The sequence below is a fragment of the Dactylosporangium sp. CS-047395 genome (genome assembly GCF_050942185.1).
Taxonomy (GTDB): domain Bacteria; phylum Actinomycetota; class Actinomycetes; order Mycobacteriales; family Micromonosporaceae; genus Dactylosporangium.
Map to the genome: position 1 here is coordinate 7,380,362 of NZ_CP192015.1, position 19,208 is coordinate 7,399,569.

The window sequence follows — 19,208 nt, forward strand, 5'->3', positions numbered from 1 at the left end:
TGGATATGCAGTTGTGAGCCGTGAAACTTACTCGCCGGACCTACTCGCCGGGTTGTACCACGGTGGTGAAGCCGCCGGCAGCGACGAGGACCCGGATCCGCCCGGCGGTCGTCGTGTAGTGCTCGAGCTCCTCCCCCGCCGGGTCGTTGACGCTGACGGTGGCCGGGGCGTCGCCGGGCACGACGACGTCGGCGGCGCGGGTGGACGTGGCGAGGCTGCGCAGCAGGGTCAGGTGGGCGCCGGTGGCCGGGTCGGCCAGGGCCATCGAGTGCATTTCGGCGCCCTCGATGCGCACCGCGGGCTCGGCGATCCGGGCGATCGCGGCCGCCTGCGGGTCGCCGTCGAGGGCCAGCATGGCGAGCAGGCCGTGGATGGTCGACTCGGCGCCGGCGTCGCGGTGCACGATGCCCCGGCCGGGCGGCAGGTCGCGCTGCACGGCGCCGCGGCCCTCGGCCAGTTCGCGGCGCACCGCGCCGGGGCTGTCGGGCAGGTCGATGCCGTCGTAGGTGACGCCGGTGTCCGGGTCGTACATCGGGGCACCCGCCGGGTTGTTGCCGAAGAACCACGACCCGGCGATCCCGGCCAGGGTGCGCAGCGCGGGCCGGCCGGTGGCGCGGGCGGTGGCCAGCAGCGACTCGAGGCGGGAGTGGGCGCCGTAGGCGAGCTGCACCCCGTCGAGGGTCAGCGCCTCGCGGGCCCCGGGCAGCGCGACCCGCAGGTTCACCGGGCCGCCGGCGACGAGCAGGTGCGGGGTGAACGACGAGGCGTCGGCGAGCGCGGCGTCACGGGCGGCGAGGTCCCCGCACACCTCGTACACCCGGGCCAGGGCGCCGGGGGCGAGCCCGGCCCAGCCGTGCCACTCGGTGCGGGACAGGCCGAAGGGCAGCACGGCCCCGAACGGCCACGTCCACGGGGTGCCGGTGCGCATGGCGGTGACGGCCTCGGCGAGCTGCTCGGTCACCTTCCGGGCGTCCTCGTCGCCCGATTCGCCGGCGTACGCGCACAGCCCCAGCAGCGCCTCGCCGGTCAGGTCGGCCCCGTCGGCGATGAGCCAGGCCGGTGTGGGCGTCTCGTCGACGAGGCGCCACTGGCCGTACCGGCGCAACACCTGCCGGCGCACGGCACCCATCGCGAGGCGCAACCGGGTGCGCAGGAACGCCGCGAACGGGGGCTCCTCGGTGACGAAGGCCGCGTAGCCCTCGCCGAGCGCCCAGATCGTGCGGGCCAGCCAGGCCGACTCGCCGCCGTCGGACGGGTCGGGATGCTCGACCGGGTCGGCGCTGGGGTTGAGCCGCCCGTCGGGCTGCTGCCACAGCACCACGTTGCCGGCCCGCGGGTCGGTGTCGTCGGCGGGCACGGTCTGCAGGTAGGCGAGGCCGCGCAGCAGCTGCCGGGCCGCGCTGCGGCTGGTGTCGGCGCCGGTGGCCCGCCAGTGCCGGGTGTAGACCACAGCGGCGCGGGCGATGTCGTCGGCGTTGAACGCGCCCTGGCCCCACTCCTCGCCGGTCACGAGGCCGCCGCCGACGTTGCGGTAGCCGTCCGGGCCGTGCTCGGCGTAGGTCCAGACGACCTCGACGGCGGGCTCCTCGGCGAGGCGGTACGTGGTGTGCCCGGCCGTGGCCGGCGGCGCGATGCGGACCCGCAGCGAGTCCAGGTGGGCCAGGTTCGTCAGCACGGGCGGCCCACTACCCAGGCGCGGCCGGGCAAACGCCCACCCCCGGGCGAGTCGCACCCGGGGGCGGGCAGGTTGCTCCCGAACGGCTCAGTCGACCTCGACGGCCGCCGCGGCGAACTGGGCCGAGTACAGCCGCGCGTACGCGCCGCCGGAGGCCAGCAGGGAGTCGTGGGTGCCCTGCTCGACGATCGAACCGTGCTCCATGACGAGGATCAGGTCGGCGTCGCGGATCGTGGACAGGCGGTGGGCGATGACGAAGCTCGTCCGGCCGGAGCGCAGGGTGCTCATCGCGCGCTGGATCAGCACCTCGGTCCGGGTGTCGACGGAGCTGGTGGCCTCGTCGAGGATGAGGATCGTCGGCTCGGCCAGGAACGCCCGGGCGATGGTGATGAGCTGCTTCTCCCCCGCCGAGACGCCGGCGCCCTCCTCGTCGATGACCGTGTCGTAGCCCTCGGGCAGGGTCCGCACGAACCGGTCGGCGTGCGCCGCCTCGGCCGCGGCCGCGATCGACTCCGGGGTGGAGTGGTCGGCGCCGTAGGCGAGGTTCTCGGCGATGGTGCCCTGGAACAGCCAGGTGTCCTGCAGCACCATCCCGATCTGTTCGCGCAGCTCGTCGCGGGACATCGTGGCGATGTCGACGTCGTCGAGCAGGATCCGCCCGCCGGTCAGGTCGTAGAACCGCATGATCAGGTTCACCAGCGTGGTCTTGCCGGCCCCGGTCGGGCCGACGATCGCCACGGTCTGGCCCGGCTCGACGCTGAGCGACAGGTCCTCGATCAGCGGCTCGTCGTCCTTGTACCGGAACGAGACGTGCTCGAAGGTGACCTTGCCGCGGACCTGCTCGGGCCGCGCCGGCAGGGCCGGGTCGGGGCTCTGCTCGGGCGCGTCGAGCAGCTGGAAGACCCGCTCGGCGGAGGCGATGCCGGACTGGACCAGGTTCGACATGGCCGCGACCTGGGTCAGCGGCTGGGAGAACTGCCGGCTGTACTGGATGAAGGCCTGCACATCGCCCAGCGTCATCGTCCCCGAGGCGACCCGCAGCCCGCCCACGACCGCCACCAGCACATAGTTGATGTTGCCGATGAACATCATCGCCGGCTGGATCAGGCCCGAGATGAACTGGGCCCGGAACGCCGAGGTGTACAGGGCCTCGTTGTGCTCCTGGAACGTCTCGGCCGCCTCGTGCTGCCGGCCGAAGATCTTCACCACCGAGTGGCCGGTGAACATCTCCTCGATGTGGCCGTTGAGCCGGCCGGTGGTCGCCCACTGCTTCACGAACTCCGGCTGGGCGCGCTTGCCGACCCGGGCCGTGATGAACACCGACAGCGGCACCGTGACCAGCGCGATGATCGCCAGCAGCCACGAGATCCAGAACATCATGCCGAGCACCGCGATGATCGTCAGCACCGACGTGAGGAGCATGGACATCGACTGCTGCAGGGTCATCGCGATGTTGTCGGTGTCGTTCGTGGCGCGGCTGAGGACCTCGCCGCGGGCCTGCTGGTCGAAGTACGACAGCGGCAGCCGGGACAGTTTCGCCTGCACCTGCTCCCGCAGCCGGTACACGGTGCGCTGGACGATGACCGTGGTCAGCCGGGCCTGTAGCAGCCCGAGGATCCAGGCGAAGATGTACACCACGGCCACCCCGAGCAGGACCCGCTCGAGCCGGCCGAAGTCGATGCCCTGGCCCGGCACCAGGTTGGTCATGCCCGACAGCAGGTCGGCGAACGCGTTGTCGCCGCGCGCCCGCAGCGCCTCGATCGCCTGTTCCTTGGTGGTGCCGGCCGGGATCCGCTTGCTGATGATCCCCTCGAAGATCACGTCGGTGGCGTGGCCGAGCAGCCGCGGGCCGAGCGTGGACAGCACGACGCTGGCGATGCCGAAGACCAGCACCGCGATCACGATGAGGCGGTCGGGGGCGAGCATCTTCAGCAGCCGCTTGGCCGAGCCCTTGAAGTCGTCGATCTTCGCGGGCGGGCCGCCGGCCATCATCATCCGGCCGGGTCCGCCCATCGGAGGTCCGCCGGGCCGCGCGCCTCCGCCCGCGCCGCCTGGACGTCCTGGTCCGGTCATGCTGCGGCCTCCTGCTCGGTCAACTGCGAAAGAACGATTTCGCGGTACGTCTCGTTGTCGTCCATGAGCTGCTGGTGCGAGCCGGTCCCGACGACCCGGCCCTCGTCGAGCACGACGATGCGGTCGGCGTCGCGGATGGTGCTGACCCGCTGGGCGACGATCACGACCGTGGCGCCCTCGATCTCGCGCTTGAGCGCCTCGCGCAGCGCCGCGTCGGTGGCGTAGTCCAGGGCCGAGAACGAGTCGTCGAACAGGTACACCTCGGGCCGCGCGACCAGGGTCCGGGCGATCGCGAGGCGCTGGCGCTGCCCGCCGGAGACGTTCGTGCCGCCCTGCGCGATCGGCGCGGCGAGCTGCTCGGGCATGGCCCGCACGAAGTCGGCCGCCTGCGCGACCTCCAGGGCCCGCCACAGTTCCTCGTCGGTGGCGTCGGGGCGGCCGTAGCGCAGGTTCGTGGCGACGGTACCGGAGAAGAGGTATGGCTTCTGGGGAACCATGCTGACCGTGCGGGCGAGCAGCGCCGGGTCGATGCGCCGCACGTCCACGCCGTCGACGAGCACCGTCCCGCCGGTGGCGTCGAACAGCCGCGGCACCAGGTTGAGCAGGGTCGTCTTGCCCGCGCCGGTACTGCCGATGATGGCCGTCGTCTGCCCGGGATGCGCGACGACGTTCACGTCGGACAGCACCGCCGCCTCCGCGCCCGGATAGTGGAACGACACCCCGCGCAGTTCGAGCTCGCCGTGCTCGCCCAGCACCGTGACCGGCTCGTCCGGGGCGTGCACGCTGGACTCGGTGCCCAGGACCTCCTGGATGCGCTCGGCGCTCACCTCGGCCCGCGGGATCATGACGAACATGAACGTCGCCATCATCACCGACATGAGGATCTGCATGAGGTAGGACAGGAACGCGGTCAGCGCCCCGACCTCCATGCCGCCGGTGTCGATGCGCTTGGCCCCGAACCACAGCACGAGAATGCTGGAGGCGTTGACGACCAGCATGACCGTCGGGAACATCAGCGACATCAGCCGGCCCGCCGCGAGGGACACGTCGCGCAGCTCGCCGTTGGTCCGGGCGAAGCGCTGCTGCTCCCGCTCGTCGCGCACGAACGCGCGGATCACCCGGATGCCGGTGATCTGCTCGCGGATGACCCGGTTGACCAGATCGATGCGCACCTGCATGAGCCGGAACAGCGGCCGCATCCGCACCACGATCAGCGCGATGATGATGACCAGGATCGGCACGACGACGAGCAGCAGCCCGGACAGCGGCACGTCCTGCTTCAGGGCCAGGATGATGCCGCCGACGCACATGATCGGCGCCGACACCATGAGCGTGAAGGTCAGCAGGACCAGCATCTGGACCTGCTGGATGTCGTTGGTGGTGCGGGTGATCAGCGACGGCGCGCCGAGCTCGCCGACCTCGCGGGCCGACAGGGTCTGGACCTTCGCGAACAGCCCGGCCCGCACGTCCCGGCCGAGCGCCATCGCGGTGCGGGCCCCGAAGAACACCGCCGCGGCCGAGCACACGATCTGCACCAGCGACACGCCGAGCATGAACCCGCCGATGCGCAGGATGTAGCCGGTGTCGCCGGTGATGACGCCGCGGTCGATGATGTCGGCGTTGAGGGTCGGCAGGTAGAGGGTGGCGAGCGTCTGCACCAGCTGCAGCAGCACCACCAGGGTGATCGGCCCGCGGTAGCGGCCGAGGTACGTTCGCAGCAGACGGATCAGCATGTCTCTCAGGCTTCTCCAGAGTCGGATGGGGGCTTGTGCAGACCGTCCAGCAGGACGGCCACGATCTCCTCGGGCGAGAACTCGTCGTGCGGCAGCAGGCCCCGCGTCGAGATCCCGACCAGCGCGAACAGCAGCCCGGCGGTCGTCTCCGGGCTGCGGCGCAGCAGGTGGCGGTCCGGTTCGACGATCCGCGCGACCGCCTCGGTGAGCCGGGCCCGGCCCTCCAGCATCGCCGCCATCGGCGACTCGTCGGACGGGAACGGCATGGTGCGGGCGAGCATCATCAGCGGGATCGAGCTCTCGATCCGGCGGATCAGAATCGCCGCGGCGTCGGTGAGCCGCTCACGCAGGGTCGCCTGCGGGTCGATCGCCGACAGGGCCCGCAGCACCGGCCCCGGGTCGAACGCCTGCTTCATGGTCGCGGCCAGCAGCGACGCCTTGTCCGGGAAGACGCCGAAGATGGTGCCCTCGGCGACGCCCGCCGCCTCCGCGATCTGCCGGGTGGTGACCGCGGCGCCATGGGTCAGCAGCAGCGGCAACGTGGCGGCGATGAGCGCCGCGCGGCGCTCATCGGGAGCCATGGCGGGCACCCGGCGGCGCCGGGTCTCAGCATTCACGGGGCCACTGTAATGAGCGAGCACTCACTCGTCCACCGGTTTTCACCAACGGCGTAGTTGCAACCACGTGGCAACGCAGCGTGATCAGCGGCGACTCCCGGGTACAGCAACGATGAGCGGATCGGACCATCCACCGGAGAGAAGGACGCCATGCGCGACGTCGACGAGGAAGCCCGGCTGTCGGCCCTGTACAGCTACGGCGCGCTCGACGCGCCCCGGCCCAGGGCGCTGGACGAGCTCACCCAGCTCGGCTCGTCGGTCTTCGACACCACCATGTCGACCGTGACCCTCGTCGACCGCGAACGGCAGTTCTTCGCCGGCAAGACCGGCGTCGTCCAGGACGAGACCCCGCGCGCCATCTCCTTCTGCGCCGAGACCATCCCCACCCGCCGCACCCTCGTCGTCACCGACGCCCGCGCCGACGCCCAGTTCCGCGACTACCCCAACGTCACCGGCGAACCCCACATCCGCTTCTACGCCGGCGCCCCCCTCATCGACGACGACGGCCACGTCCTCGGCGCCTTCTGCGTCAAGGACGACCGGCCCGGCGACCTCGGCCCCCGCCAGCAGGAGGCCCTCGAAACCCTCTCCCGGCAGGCCACCGGCCACCTCTCGCTCATGCGCAGCCGCCTCATGCTCGCCGAGCTCGGCGACGAACTGGCCCGCGCCACGCAGCGCGAGGAGGACCTCGTCGCCACCATCTCGCACGAGCTGCGCACCCCGGTCACCGCCATCCAGGGGTACCTCGAACTGCTCGCCGAGGACGAACGCCTGCAGGGCTACGGCCGCCTCGTCGAACCCATCTACCGCAACGGGCAGCGCCTCGTCGGCATGGTCGACCACCTGCTCACCGGCACCCGCCCCGCCGACGCGCCGCTCCTGCTGCACCGCAGCCCCGTCGAGCTGCACATGGTCCTGTCCGCCGCCGTGCAGGCCTGCACCGCCCTGGCCGAGCCGCGCGGCGTCGAGGTCGTCGTCGAAACGCCGACCGAGGCCTCCGTCGTCTCCGCCGACATCGCCCGGCTGACCCAGGCCGTGCAGCAGCTCGTGCGCAACGCGATCCTGTTCACCCCGGCCGGCGGCAAGGTCACCGTCCGCGCCCTCTACGCCCCCGCCCCCGCCATCGAGGTCAGCGACACCGGCGCCGGGATCCCGCCGGACGAGCTGCCGTACGTCTTCCAGCGCTTCTTCCGCGGCCGCCACGCCCGCCGCCAGGCCGTCCCCGGCGTCGGCCTCGGCCTGCACATCGCCCAGGAGATCGCCGCGGCCCACGGCGGGCGGATCACGCTGTCCTCCGCCGGCGCCGGCACCACCGCGCGGCTCACGCTGCCCTAGGCCCTGTCCTGCCGAGCTTGTCGAGCCGAGACGGAGTCCAGATTTCGGCTGCGTGCGCAGCGCGGGAGGTCGGTTACCGGGGTTGTAACCGGCCTTTCGCGATGTGTGCGCAGCCGGAATCTGGGCCCGGTGCAGGCCGGCAAGATCGGCAGGACAGGGCCTAGCCAGCACCCGGGTTGCCAGCCCGCTTCCAGCTTCTCCGCGACCCGCTCACAAGATCCGCCCCGACGCTTGGAGGCATGGAGATCACCGCGAACGCCCCCGTCCTCGACATCGTCATCCCCGTGTACAACGAGCAGCACACCCTGGAACGCTGCATCCAGACGCTGCATGCGTTTCTGGGCGCCTACGTGCCGTACACCTTCCGGATCACGGTCGCCGACAACGCCTCCACCGACGACACACTCGCCGTCGCCACGGCGCTCGCGGGCCGCTTCGAGCACGTGACCGTCCACCACCTCGACCAGAAGGGCCGCGGGCGCGCCCTGTCCACGGTGTGGCAGCGCTCCGACGCGCAGGTGCTCGCCTACATGGACGTCGACCTGTCCACCGACCTCGGCGGGCTGCTGCCGCTCGTCGCCCCGCTCATCTCCAACCACTCCGACGTCGCCATGGGCTCCCGGCTCGCCCGCGGCTCCCGGGTCGTGCGCGGGCCGAAACGGGAGTTCATCTCCCGCTCGTACAACCGGATCCTGCGCACGTCGCTCGGCGTCCGCTTCTCCGACGCGCAGTGCGGCTTCAAGGCCATCCGCCGCGACGTGGCCCAGCTGGTGCTGCCGCAGGTGCGCGACACCACCTGGTTCTTCGACACCGAACTGCTCGTCATCGCCGAACGCGCCGGCCTGCGCATCCACGAGGTGCCGGTCGACTGGGTGGACGACCCCGACAGCCGCGTCGACATCGTCCGGACCGCCCTGGACGACCTGCGCGGGGTCGCCCGGATGCGCCGCACGCTGCGCGACGGGACGGTGCCGATCGCCGAGCTGCGCGCCCGCCTGGGCCGCGGTGCGCTGGCGCCCGACCTTGCCCTGTCACCGCTTGGCGTTTAGCAAGCGGTGCAAGGTCAGCCACTGCTCCGGCCACACCAGCCCGACGGGTGTGCGGGGATCGAGGCGCAGCGCCCGGAACGCCGCGGTCACCCGGGCCGGCGGGTGCCGGGTCACCAGCGACGCCAGCAGTGAGCCGCCGACACCGGAGAAACCCAGACGGACCATCATCTTGTACCGCATGAGCTGACTCGACTGGATCAAGCTCTCCGGCCGCCGGGTGAGGCGCAGAATCCCCCCGTCGACCCGCGGCACCGGACGGAACGCGGCCCGCGGCACCCGCCCGGCGAGGTGCCAGTCGAACTCCGGCCACGTCTCGATCGTCAGCCGCGACCAGCGCCCGTAGTCCCCGGTCCGCTTGCGCGCATACTCCAGCTGCGTCAACAACGTCGCCGACGTCAGCCGCGGCGCCGCGAGGCACCAGCCGACGACCGCCGACGTCAGCGCGTACGGGATGTTGCCCACCACCGCGAACGCCTCCCCCGGCGGCTGCGCACCCAGGAAGTCGGCGGTGCGCACGGTCAGCCCGGCGCGGCGCGGCAACGCGCGGGCCATGTCCGGATCGACCTCGTACGCAATCACATGACCGGCCCGCCGCAGCAACTCCTCGGTGAGCCGCCCCCGCCCCGCCCCGACCTCAACCACGAGATCAGATCTGTTGATGCTGGTAGCCTCGGCGACCCGCCGCACCGCGACCGGATCAGCCAGAAAATTCTGCCCGTACACCCGCCGGGCACGCGGATGGGCAGCACGAACACGCGACATTGACCAGGTTCCCTGTTCGCTCGCAACGAATGCGGACGCGGAAGGGCCCCGGAACTGCTCAGGAAGATTTGGCCTCTACGTGCGGAAGAACGACGTCAGGCCTGGCAGACCAGGGCACGACGCCGGAGGCGCAGGCGCGCGGCCGGCATCACGGCCGACGCGAGCAGGGCATGCGTCGTGGTGGTCATGCCAGCAACGTATCACACGGCGCGAATGCTTTCGCCGCCGCCACGAACTCCCCCAGCAGCCGATGCTCACGCTCCCAGGCGAGCCCGATCTCCCCCGGCGGCAGATCCTCGACGAGCACCACGGCGACGTCGGGCCGCCGGTAGTACGCCGACACCGACCGCGGCAGCACGACGATCCCATGCTCGCGGGCCACCAGCTCCAGCTTCTCCTCGACACTGCGGGCCGGCGCTCCCGCCGCCGTCGCGTACCGCCACTCCGGCACCGCCCCCACCGGCTGCAGCAACGTCTCCCCGTCCAGGTCGACCAGCCGCACGGACTCCTTGCCGGCCAACGGATGCCCGGCCGGCAGCGCAACCACGCGCGGCTCCTTACCCAAGGCCAGGACGTTCGGCCCTTCTTCAACGGGAAGCCGCACATAGCTGACGTCGGCCCGGCCGTCACGCAGGACCGCGGTCTGCTCGTCCCAGTACGTGCGCACCACCTCGACCACAAGCCCCGGATGGTTCCGTTCCAGCGCCCGCACCGCCCCGGTCACCACCAGCCCCGGCATGAACGCGACCGCGAACGCGTCGGCCCGCACCCGCCGCTGCACCCTCGCCGCCTCGGCGAGCAGCGGCCGCCCGCTCTCCAGCAGCTCGACCCCGGCCGGCGTGAGCGCCACCCCGTGCCGATCCCGCACGAACAACTGCGCGTGCAGCTCCCGCTCGAACACCCGGATCTGCCGCGACAGCATCGGCTGCGCCACGTGCAACGCCTGCGCCGCCCGCCCGAAGTGCAACTGCTCCGCGACCGCCACGAAGTACCGCAGCTTTCGCAGGTCCAGATCCACCCGTCAGATCGTACCGGTATCACGGGGTCCGCTTTAGGTCTTGGCCGGCCGCCCCCTCGGTGCGCAACCGTTGACCGCATGGAACCACTCGCCCTCACCGGCCGCCGGGTCGCCATCCTCGGCGGCACCTCCGGCATCGGCCTGGCCACCGCCCAGACGGCCGCCTCCCTCGGCGCCGAGGTCGTCATCGTCGGCAGCCGCCGGGAAACCGTCGACAAGGCCCTGACGACCCTGCCCACCACGGCCACCGGCCACGCCGCCGACCTGACCGACGAACCCACGATCGGCGCCGTCATCGACACGATCGGCACGATCGACCACCTCGCCTACACGGCGGGCGAACCCCTCACCCTCGTGCCGCTCCCCGACCTGGACCGCGCCACCGCCGCCAGCTTCTTCGCCCTGCGGTACTTCGGCGCCCTGGCCACCGTCCGCGCCGCCGCTCCCCACCTGCGCGACGGAGGCTCGGTCACACTGACCACCGGTACCGCCACCGACCGCCCCGCGCCAGGCTGGACCCTCGGCGCCAGCCTGTGCGGCGCGATGGACGCCCTGACCCGCGCCCTCGCCGTGGAGCTGGCACCGCGCCTACGCGTGAACGCGGTGAAGCCCGGGGTGATTCGAAGCCCGATGTGGTCGGCGCCGGAGGCCTTCTACGAGCAGAACGCGGCCACCGTACCCCTGCGCCGAGTCGGCGAGGTCAACGACGTGGCCCGCGCGTTCGTCTACTGCATGACCCAGCCCTTCGCCACCGGCACCATCATCCCGGTCGACGGCGGCGCGCTGCTCGCCTGACGCAGCTGGTGTCCTCATGCCGACCGCTTGAGGACACCGGCGTTCTGCGTCTCGCGGCGTTCTCCGTCTCGCGGCGTTCTCCGTCTCGCGGCGTTCTCCGTCTCGCGGCGTTCTCCGTCTCGCGGCGTCCTCCGTCTCGCGGCGTTCTCCGTCTCGCGGCGTTCTCCGTCTCGCGGCGTCCTCCGTCTCGCGGCGTCCTCCGTCTCGCGGCGTCCTCCGTCTCGCGGCGTCCTCCGTCTCGCGGCGTCCTCCGTCTCGCGGCGTCCTCCGTCTCGCGGCGTTCTGTGTCCTAGGAAACTAGGATCTAAAGCCCGGTTCGACGGAGTTGATCCGGAGCGGTCAGCGGGTCCTGATCTACCTCGCCCCAAGTTCGGCGGCGGCCTGATCCAACGCGGTCAGCGCGGCCCCGATCGCCGGACGGGGCGAGGTGGTCAGCCGCCAGACCGCAAAGACCCGCCGGACCGCGACCGGGGTGATCGCGACCATCCGCACGCCGTCCGGCACCGCCTCCCGTCCGAGCCGCGGTACGACCGCAATCCCCAGCCCAGCCCCCACAAGCGCGAACTGCGTCGAGTGCTCGGAAGCGGTGTGCGCAACCCGGGGCTCCACGCCAAGGCCGCGGAAGGTCCCCAGCAACCAGTCATGACAGATCTGCCCGCGACTCCAGCTGATCCACTCCTCCCCGCCCAGCTCCCCGACCTCGACCGAGGAGCGGCCGGCCGCCCAATGCCCGACGGGTACCGCGACATCGAACCGATCCTCCAGCAACTCCCGCCGCCCAAGCCCCTCCCCCACCGCCAGCGGATCGGCCACCCAGTCCTGCACGACCACCACGTCCAACTCCCCCCGCCGCAGCAGGGGCAGCGCCTCATGCGGTTCGAGCTCAGCCAGCCCCACAACGAGCCCCGCATGCCGCGCACGCAGATCCCGCAGCACCTGCGGCAGCAACCCCCGAGCCGCGGTCGCAAACGCCGCCACCCGCAGCGGCCCGGCAACAACACCCCGATGCTCAGCGAGGGCCGCCTCCACCCGTTCGGCGTGCGCAAGCAACTCGGCCGCATGCCCGGCAAGCAACACCCCAGCCGGCGTGAGCCGCAGCCCGCGCCCCTGCCGCTCGGACAGCTCCTGCCCCGTCTCCCGCTCAAGCCGCGCCAGCTGCTGCGACACCGCCGACGTCGTCACGTGCAGGACGGCCGCCGCCCCGACCACCGACCCAGTACTCGCCACCGCATGCAACACCCGCAACCGCTCTAAGTTCAGCCCCACAGCGCCCACCCCCGGTCCCCGACGTCCTTCACCTTCGCCCGCCCGTCAATCACCACGACTCCCGACCCCGCCAACCCGCCGCACCGCGGATGCCAACGACACCACGCCGACCTCGACGGCCCGGCCCGCCACCCGCGACCGCCGCGACGCTCCGAGGCGCGACCGGCGCGAGCCGTGACCTGCCCGAGCCGTGACCTGCCCGAGCCGTGACCTGCCCGAGCCGTGACCTGCCCGAGCCGCGATCTGCCCGAGCCACGCGGGAACACCTCTCGCGGACGCACCTCTCGCGGACACGGTCGATACGCACTCGACCAACGCCACGGGCGCTCGGACCGCAGACACGATCGGCACGAGCCCAGACAACGCAAACCAAGGCCGACGCAACCCAGACCCCGACGCGCACAAGCAGACCCGGGCGCGCAACCCAGACACGGACGCGCATAGGCAGACCCGAGCACGCGCAACCACAACCGGCGGCCCGCAGGCAGAACCTGGCGCGCACAGGCAGAACCCGGCGCACGCAACCCAGACCCGAACACGCGCAACTAAAACCGGCCGCGCACAACCCAGACCCCGAACACGCGCGCAACCACGAACGGCCACGCACAGGCGGAACGGGGCGCGTGCTGACCCGGTCCGCCGCGTCGGCACCTGCGGACGGCACCCTCACCATCACCACCGCCCTCGAACCGACCCGACCAGACCTGGGCGCGCACGTCCCAAGCCCAGGCGCGCGTGTGGGACGAGAGCGGGCAGGGTCGCGGCCGGAGCGCGGCGGTCGTAGGTGCCGGCGCGGTCGAGGACGGGCCGGGGAGTCGAGGGGCGCCGAGCGTCATTGCGTAGTGATGCTACGCGGTTGGTCTCACAAGGTGTCGATTGTGCTTCATGGTTGCGTGCGGGAGCGTGGGCAGTACCAAAGCGGAAAGGAACCTCTTGACCATGCTTGACGTGAACCGGATCGGTTTCGGGGCCATGCGACTCACCGGGCCGCCCGCGCACCTGGCGCACGACGAGGCCGTCGCCATCGCGCGGCGCGCCGTTGACCTGGGGGTGCAGTTCTTCGACACCGCCGACGCCTACGACATGGGGCGCAACGAGGAGCTGCTCGCCGACGCGCTCTACCCGTATCCCGAGGGCGTCATCGTCGCGACCAAAGGCGGGCGGATCTGCGTTGGCGGCGAATGGTTCGACCTAGGGCGGCCGGAATACCTCCGGCAGCAGGCCGAACTGTCGTTGCGCCGGCTGCGGGTGGAGAGCATCGACCTGTACCAGTTGCATCGGATCGACAAGACCGTCCCGCTCGCGGACCAGGTCGGGGCGCTGCGGCGGCTCAAGGACGAGGGCAAGGTCCAGCGGGTCGGGCTGTCGGAGGTCACCGTCGCCCAATTGCGTGAAGCGGAAGAGATCGTCGAGATCGCGAGCGTGCAGAACAGGTACAACATGGAAGACCGAGCCTCCGAGGACGTGCTGAACTACTGCGAACGCCGCGGCATCGCCTTCGTCCCGTGGCGCCCGGTGGCACCCACGGCGGACAAGGTCGCAGCGCTCGCCTGGCTGCTGCGCCGGTCGCCGGTGATGCTGCCGATCCCGGGTACGTCGTCGATGCGGCACCTAGAGGAAAACATGTCCGCGCTCGCCGCACATCGGACCACGGTCTGATATCCCACAGTCGTACGTCACCTGCGCCGTCGTAAGGTGTGGCAATGCAAGAGGCCACTTTCACCAAGCGCGCCGGCGTGGGGCTGCGCTCGGAGCGCGGGCCGGTGCTCGGCTCGGTCATGCTGACGACCGGGCTGGTCGCGCTGGACAGCACGATCATCGCCACCGCGGTACCGTCGGTCGTGCGTGACCTCGGCGGCTTCGCGCACTTTCCGTGGCTGTTCTCGATCTACCTGCTGACCGCCGCCGTCACCACGCCGCTGTACGGCAAGCTCGCCGACGTCCTCGGCCGCAAGCCCGTCATGTTCTTCGGCATCGCGGTGTTTCTGGTCGGCTCGGTGCTGTGCGGCTTCGCGTGGAGCATGCTGACGTTGATCATCTTCCGGGCGGTGCAGGGCATCGGCGCGGGCGCGATCCAGCCGATCAGCATGACGATCATCGGCGACCTGTACTCGGTCGAGGAACGCGCGCGCGTGCAAGGGTACGTCGCCGGCGTATGGGGCGTGGCCAGCGTCATCGGCCCCACGCTCGGCGGCGTGTTCGCGGACTTCCTCTCGTGGCGCTGGATCTTCTTCGTCAACCTCCCGCTGGGCCTGTGGGCGATCTGGATGTTCGCGCGGCATTTGAAGGAGAACGTCGAGCGTCGCCAGCACCGCATCGACTACCTCGGCGCGGCGCTGCTCATCGGCGGCTGCACGCTGCTGATCCTGGGCACGCTCGAGGGCGGCATCACCTGGGCCTGGGTGAGCGCGCCGAGCATCGTCATCTTCGTGCTGGGTGCGGCGATGGTGACCGCGTTCGTGTTCGTCGAGCGGCGCGCGGAGGAGCCCGTGCTGCCGCTGTGGGTCTTCCGCCACCGTACTCTCGTCGGCGGCAACCTCGCCGCGCTGACCGTCGGTGCGATGGTGATCGGCCTGAGCTCGTACGTGCCGAACTTCTCGCAGGGCGTGCTCGGCACAAGTGCCCTGGTCGCCGGGTTCGTGGTCGCGGCGATGACCCTCGGCTGGCCGATCGCGGCGACCTTCTCCGGCCGCATCTACCTGCGCATCGGCTTCCGCAACACCGCGCTGATCGGGGGCGCGATCATCATTGTCGGTACCGTCATGTGCGCGCTACTCTCCGAACGCACCACGGTCGCCATGACGTCGATCGCCTGCTTCGTCATCGGTGTCGGTCTCGGTCTGTCCTCGGCGCCAGCGCTGGTCGCCGTGCAGTCCGTCGTGGGCTGGGACCGCCGCGGCGTGGTGACCGGCACCAACATGTTCTCGCGCTCCATCGGCAGCGCGATCGGCGGTGCGGTGTTCGGCGCGATCGCGAACACCACCCTCGACCGGCACTTCGCGGCCGCTCCGCCGGACGTCAAGCCTTCCCTCGGAGCCGGCGCCGACGCGACGAGCATCGTGCTCAAACCCGGCGGCGGCGACGTGCCCGCACAGGTCGCCGAGTACGTGCGCGCCAGCCTGTACGCGGCCACCCACAACGTCTTTGTCGGCCTCGCGGTCGTCGGCGTGTGCGCGCTCGCCGCGATCATGCTCATCCCGCGGAAGATTGAGCAGCTCCCGTGATGTGCGGCCGAAAAATGTCGTAGGTCGTCGCTAGGGTGACGGCCGTGAACGAGGACCTCTTCGCCGCCCCGGCGTCGTGGCGGCACAGCATCCATCCCCGTCGCGGCGGCTCACCGGTCGCCGGCGAACCGCTCAAGGACCCCCTGCCACACGAGCCCACGGTCGCCGCACCGCAGGACGCGGCCGGGGCATGGCCGCCCGCCCGACACGTCGACGGACGGTCCCTCGCCGAGCATTTTCTTCTCCGGTACGGTCTGATCTTCGCCCTCCGCGCCTGCCTCACCCTCGCCGCGCAACACCCCACCGGCCCGGCGGTGCGCCGCCTGCTCGCCCGGGTGCGGGAGGCGCTGGCGATCGCCCCGGACGACGCGTACGCCGAGGCCGTGCAGACGCTGCGCCACGAGCGCGAAGCCTCCCTCGAGCACCGCCTCGCGGTGTCGTTCCTGGCGCCGGCCGGGGCGGACTGGGTCGCGCAGGACATCGACAAGGTGCCGGCCAAACACCCGCTCGCGCCGCTCCTGATGTCCTCGGTGTCCACTGTGGACCAGGCCCGGACGGTGCTGGCGAAGCTTGCCCCCACCCAGGCCCAGGAGCTGATGGCGGAGCCGGAGACGCTGCACACCCTCGCGGAGGGCCTCGGCGACGGCGTCCTGGACGTGTACGCGCAGCACTGGACCGGACGCTCGGTGGCGTACACGATGGCGGGCGTCGAGGAGTACGTGCGGGACATGGCCGCGGTGCTGCCTTTCATCCCGACCGATCGGGCGTTCCAGACCCTCGTCGACGAGGCCTCCCAGCGTGGCGTCGCGGCGGCGATCATGGCGGCGGCCGACCGGTTCCCGGTTCGGGCGATGCGGCTGCTGCGGGCCTCGGCGGCCAAGCCGAAGGTCGCGGACCTGCTGCGGCGGCATGCGGCCAAGCATCCGGAGCTGGCGCCGCCCGGGCTGCGCCCGGCCGGCGGCTCCGGCTCCCCTTCTGGTGCGGGCTCCGTTGCCGGCGCAGGGTCGGGTGCCGGCGCAGGGTCGGGTGCCGGCGCGGGGTCGGGTGCCGGCGCGGGTTCCGCTCCTGTCAAAGTCGCGAGCCCCGCCTCCGCCAAACGCGCGAGCTCCGCAGCCAGCAAACGGGCCAGTTCCGCGGGCGGCAAGCGCGTGGGCTCCGTTGCCGGAGCAGGCGCTAGGACGCATGCCATGACGGGGACAGGCGCGGACGCGGACACGTCGGCGGGGACCGCGGCGGACTCGGGCGCAGGCCTCGCTCACAGCGGCGGCGTCGGACGGGTGCCGGTCGGAGGGGTGCCGGTCGGAGGGGTGCCGGTCGGAGGGGTGCCGGTCGGCGGGTTGCCGGCGGTGCTCGTGGACCCGCCGTGGCTTCGGCGTCGCAAGGCCGCCAGGCCGGTCGTGCTCGACCTGCACTGCCCCGACGAGCCCGCCGCCGCATGGCCGCCCGGGGAACGGGAACGGATCGTCGCCGGGCTGGCGGGTCCCAACCGGTACCGCGACGACGAGGACACCGCCCGGCGGCTGCGGACCGGTGAGGGGCGGGTCCGCGACTGGGAGGCCGAGTGGTTCTTCCTGTCCGCGGACGAGGAGCTGGCCCGGCCGCTGCTGGGCGCGTACCGGCCGAACGGCGGGCGCTACAACGCCCCCTGGCTGGATCGGGCGGCGGCGCGGTTCGGGGTCGACGCGTACCCGCTGGTCATGACCGTCACCCGGATGTATCCGGCGGACGGCGCGGCGCTGATGCCGTTCACCAGCCCCGAGATCGCGCTGATGATGGCGGACTGGCTGGCCCGGCTCAAGGCGGCCCGGCGCATCGCCCTCGCCTGGCTGCGGGCCCATCCGGCGGAGGCGGCGCGGGCGCTGATCCCGGTCGCGCTGGGAAAGTCGGGCGTGCCGCGCCGGCAGGCCGGGGCCGCGCTCGTCACCCTCGCCGGGGCCGGGCATCGGGAGACGGTGCTCGCGGCCGCGGCCGGATACGGTCCGACGGCGGAAACGGCGGTCGGCGACCTGCTCGACGCCGACCCGCTGCTGGCGCTCCCGGCCCGGATCCCGGTGGTGCCGGAGTGGGTCGACCCGCCCTCGCTGCCCCCGGTCCGGCTGCGCGGCGGCGCCGGAACCCTGCCGGTCGATGCGGCCGGGCACCTGGTGACGATGCTGATGTTGTCGAAGCCGGGCGACCCGTACGCGGGGATTGCCCTCGTGCGGGAGGCGTGCGAGCCGCACGATCTGGCCCGGTTCGGCTGGGAGTTGCTGTGCCGCTGGGAGGGGGCCGACGCCCCGCCGCCGGACAGTTGGGCCATGGACGCGCAGGCGTTCCTGGGCGACGACCGGACCGCCGAGGACCTGGCGGAGGCGGTGAAGCGGTGGCCGTACGAGGGGGCGCACCGGCGGGCCGCGATCGGCCTGGACACCCTCATGCACATGGGCACCGAGGCGGCCCTGCGCCAGTTGCACGACATCGCGTCCAAGTTCAAGGCCAAGGCGGTCCGGTCCCGCGCCGAGGCCAACCTGACCGAGATCGCCGAGCACCTGGGCCTCACCGCCGACGCGCTCGCCGACCGGCTGGTGCCCGACTTCCATCTGGCCCCCGACGCGACGATGGTCCTGGACTACGGCCCGCGGCGGTTCGTGGGCGGGTTCGACGAGCAGCTCCGGCCGTACGTCGCCGACGAGGACGGCGTCCGGCGCAAGGACCTCCCGCCCCCGGCCGCCCGCGACGACGCCGACCTCGCAGCCGAGGCCCAGGCCCGCTTCACGGCGACGAAGAAGGGCGTGCGGAAGGTCGCGACGGAGCAGGTACGCCGCCTCGAATGGGCCATGGCCACCGGCCGCCGCTGGAGCGCGGCCGAGTTCCGCCTGGTCTTCCTGCAGCACCCACTCCTGTGGCAACTGGCCCGCCGCCTGGTCTGGATCACCGACGAGCGACCAGGACCGACGCCGCCCTCGAACGCTTCCTCCAGCGATCCCAATCTCGCGGACCGCCACCCGGGAGGCCACGGCTTGCCCGACAACGCCGGCAAGACGCCGGGCACCGCGGACCGGACAGCCGACGACCACAGCCAGACCGACAACGCTGACAAGGCGCCGGGCACCGCGTTCCGGATCGCTGAGGACCGCACGCTGGCGGATGGGGCGGACGAGCCGTTCGAGCTGCCGGACGACGCTGTGGTGGGCGTGGCGCACCCGGTCGAGCTGGACGTTGCTGCCTGGGCGGAAATGTTCGGCGACTACGGGATCCTGCAGCCGTTCAAGCAGTTGCAGCGCAAGGTGCTTCGGCTGGAACCTGACGAGGCCGCCGCGGTCCGCCTCGAGCGGTTCGATGATCGGCGGGCGATGACGGTGAAGTTGCTCGGGCTCGAACGGCGAGGCTGGCGGCGCTCGGGCATCGACGGCGGATATCAGGGCCGGATGGAACGGGATCTGCCGGACGGGCGGCGGCTGATCGTCGAGCTCGACCCGGGCATCACCCTTGGCGTGCCCAGCGACCACCCTGAGCAGCGCCTGCACGACGTGTGGATTCTGCCCGCCGGCGACAGCGAATGGACCGAGCGGCGCACGGTGCCGTTCTCCGCGCTCGATGCCGCCTCGGCCTCGGAGGTTTTGTTGGACTTAGAGTCCTGCATGTAGAACGGCGCCATCGCACGGAGAACGGCGCCATCGCA

The 19,208-nt window shown here is 71.9% G+C and carries 12 protein-coding genes and 1 pseudogene; 6 read left to right on the forward strand and 7 right to left on the reverse strand.

Annotation, left to right across the window (positions count from 1 at the left end; genetic code table 11):
- Positions 1–40: 40 nt before the first annotated feature.
- The 4 genes from ACQP00_RS34745 to ACQP00_RS34760 all read right to left on the reverse strand — a co-directional run bounded on the left by ACQP00_RS34745 (position 41) and on the right by ACQP00_RS34760 (position 6,098).
- Positions 41–1,675: a hypothetical protein gene (locus tag ACQP00_RS34745; protein WP_433203776.1), complete on the reverse strand. Its 1,635-nt coding sequence runs from the start codon at positions 1,673–1,675 to the stop codon at positions 41–43.
- 87 nt (positions 1,676–1,762) lie between these two features.
- Complete coding sequence (locus tag ACQP00_RS34750) at positions 1,763–3,688, reverse strand: ABC transporter ATP-binding protein (RefSeq protein ID WP_433203779.1); 1,926 nt, start codon at positions 3,686–3,688, stop codon at positions 1,763–1,765.
- Between the two features lie 56 nt (positions 3,689–3,744).
- Entirely contained in the window at positions 3,745–5,481 is a 1,737-nt protein-coding gene (locus tag ACQP00_RS34755) for an ABC transporter ATP-binding protein (RefSeq protein ID WP_433203782.1), read from the reverse strand.
- Between the two features lie 5 nt (positions 5,482–5,486).
- The gene (locus ACQP00_RS34760) at positions 5,487–6,098 is read right to left on the reverse strand and encodes a TetR/AcrR family transcriptional regulator (RefSeq protein ID WP_433203785.1); all 612 of its coding nucleotides are present in this window, start codon (positions 6,096–6,098) and stop codon (positions 5,487–5,489) included.
- 150 nt (positions 6,099–6,248) lie between these two features.
- Here ACQP00_RS34760 and ACQP00_RS34765 point away from each other — a divergent pair, with 150 nt between their 5' ends.
- Entirely contained in the window at positions 6,249–7,433 is a 1,185-nt protein-coding gene (locus ACQP00_RS34765) for a GAF domain-containing sensor histidine kinase (protein ID WP_433203788.1), read from the forward strand.
- 239 nt (positions 7,434–7,672) lie between these two features.
- Positions 7,673–8,479: pseudogene (locus ACQP00_RS34770) on the forward strand (dolichyl-phosphate beta-glucosyltransferase); the annotation flags it as partial.
- On the opposite strand, the gene erm reads toward ACQP00_RS34770, so the two are convergent.
- The gene (gene erm / locus ACQP00_RS34775; protein WP_433203791.1) at positions 8,465–9,244 is read right to left on the reverse strand and encodes an ErmE/ErmH/ErmO/ErmR family 23S rRNA (adenine(2058)-N(6))-methyltransferase; all 780 of its coding nucleotides are present in this window, start codon (positions 9,242–9,244) and stop codon (positions 8,465–8,467) included. The pseudogene ACQP00_RS34770 and the gene erm sit on opposite strands and share 15 nt — an antisense overlap.
- Before the next feature lie 184 nt (positions 9,245–9,428).
- The gene (locus ACQP00_RS34780) at positions 9,429–10,262 is read right to left on the reverse strand and encodes a LysR family transcriptional regulator (RefSeq protein ID WP_433203794.1); all 834 of its coding nucleotides are present in this window, start codon (positions 10,260–10,262) and stop codon (positions 9,429–9,431) included.
- A gap of 78 nt (positions 10,263–10,340) precedes the next feature.
- Between ACQP00_RS34780 and ACQP00_RS34785 the strand changes: the two genes are divergently transcribed.
- Positions 10,341–11,057 (forward strand): SDR family oxidoreductase, encoded by a 717-nt coding sequence (locus ACQP00_RS34785; protein WP_433203797.1) that lies wholly within the window; start codon positions 10,341–10,343, stop codon positions 11,055–11,057.
- Positions 11,058–11,411: 354 nt separating this feature from the next.
- On the opposite strand, the gene ACQP00_RS34790 is transcribed toward ACQP00_RS34785, so the two are convergent.
- The gene (locus ACQP00_RS34790) at positions 11,412–12,284 is read right to left on the reverse strand and encodes a LysR substrate-binding domain-containing protein (RefSeq protein ID WP_433203800.1); all 873 of its coding nucleotides are present in this window, start codon (positions 12,282–12,284) and stop codon (positions 11,412–11,414) included.
- 978 nt (positions 12,285–13,262) lie between these two features.
- Between ACQP00_RS34790 and ACQP00_RS34795 the strand changes: the two genes are divergently transcribed.
- Genes ACQP00_RS34795 through ACQP00_RS34805 form a run of 3 tightly spaced genes read left to right on the forward strand, consistent with a single transcriptional unit; the run spans position 13,263 to position 19,173 of the window.
- The gene (locus ACQP00_RS34795) at positions 13,263–13,982 is read left to right on the forward strand and encodes an aldo/keto reductase (protein ID WP_433203803.1); all 720 of its coding nucleotides are present in this window, start codon (positions 13,263–13,265) and stop codon (positions 13,980–13,982) included.
- Between the two features lie 44 nt (positions 13,983–14,026).
- Positions 14,027–15,547, forward strand: coding sequence for an MDR family MFS transporter (locus ACQP00_RS34800; RefSeq protein ID WP_433203806.1), 1,521 nt, complete (start codon positions 14,027–14,029; stop codon positions 15,545–15,547).
- A 44-nt stretch (positions 15,548–15,591) separates the two neighbouring features.
- A complete protein-coding gene (locus tag ACQP00_RS34805) occupies positions 15,592–19,173 on the forward strand; it encodes a DUF4132 domain-containing protein (protein WP_433203809.1) in 3,582 nt (1,193 codons plus the stop codon).
- The last annotated feature ends 35 nt before the right edge of the window (positions 19,174–19,208 follow it).

Excerpts from the sequence above, each read along its gene's own strand:
- ACQP00_RS34750 (WP_433203779.1), bottom strand. The coding sequence starts at position 3,688 with ATGGGCGGACCCGGCCGGATGATGATGGCCGGCGGCCCGCCCGCGAAG.
- ACQP00_RS34800 (WP_433203806.1), top strand. The coding sequence starts at position 14,027 with ATGCAAGAGGCCACTTTCACCAAGCGCGCCGGCGTGGGGCTGCGCTCG.
- ACQP00_RS34765 (WP_433203788.1), top strand. The coding sequence starts at position 6,249 with ATGCGCGACGTCGACGAGGAAGCCCGGCTGTCGGCCCTGTACAGCTAC.
- erm (WP_433203791.1), bottom strand. The coding sequence starts at position 9,244 with ATGTCGCGTGTTCGTGCTGCCCATCCGCGTGCCCGGCGGGTGTACGGG.
- ACQP00_RS34755 (WP_433203782.1), bottom strand. The coding sequence starts at position 5,481 with ATGCTGATCCGTCTGCTGCGAACGTACCTCGGCCGCTACCGCGGGCCG.
- ACQP00_RS34795 (WP_433203803.1), top strand. The coding sequence starts at position 13,263 with ATGCTTGACGTGAACCGGATCGGTTTCGGGGCCATGCGACTCACCGGG.
- ACQP00_RS34785 (WP_433203797.1), top strand. The coding sequence starts at position 10,341 with ATGGAACCACTCGCCCTCACCGGCCGCCGGGTCGCCATCCTCGGCGGC.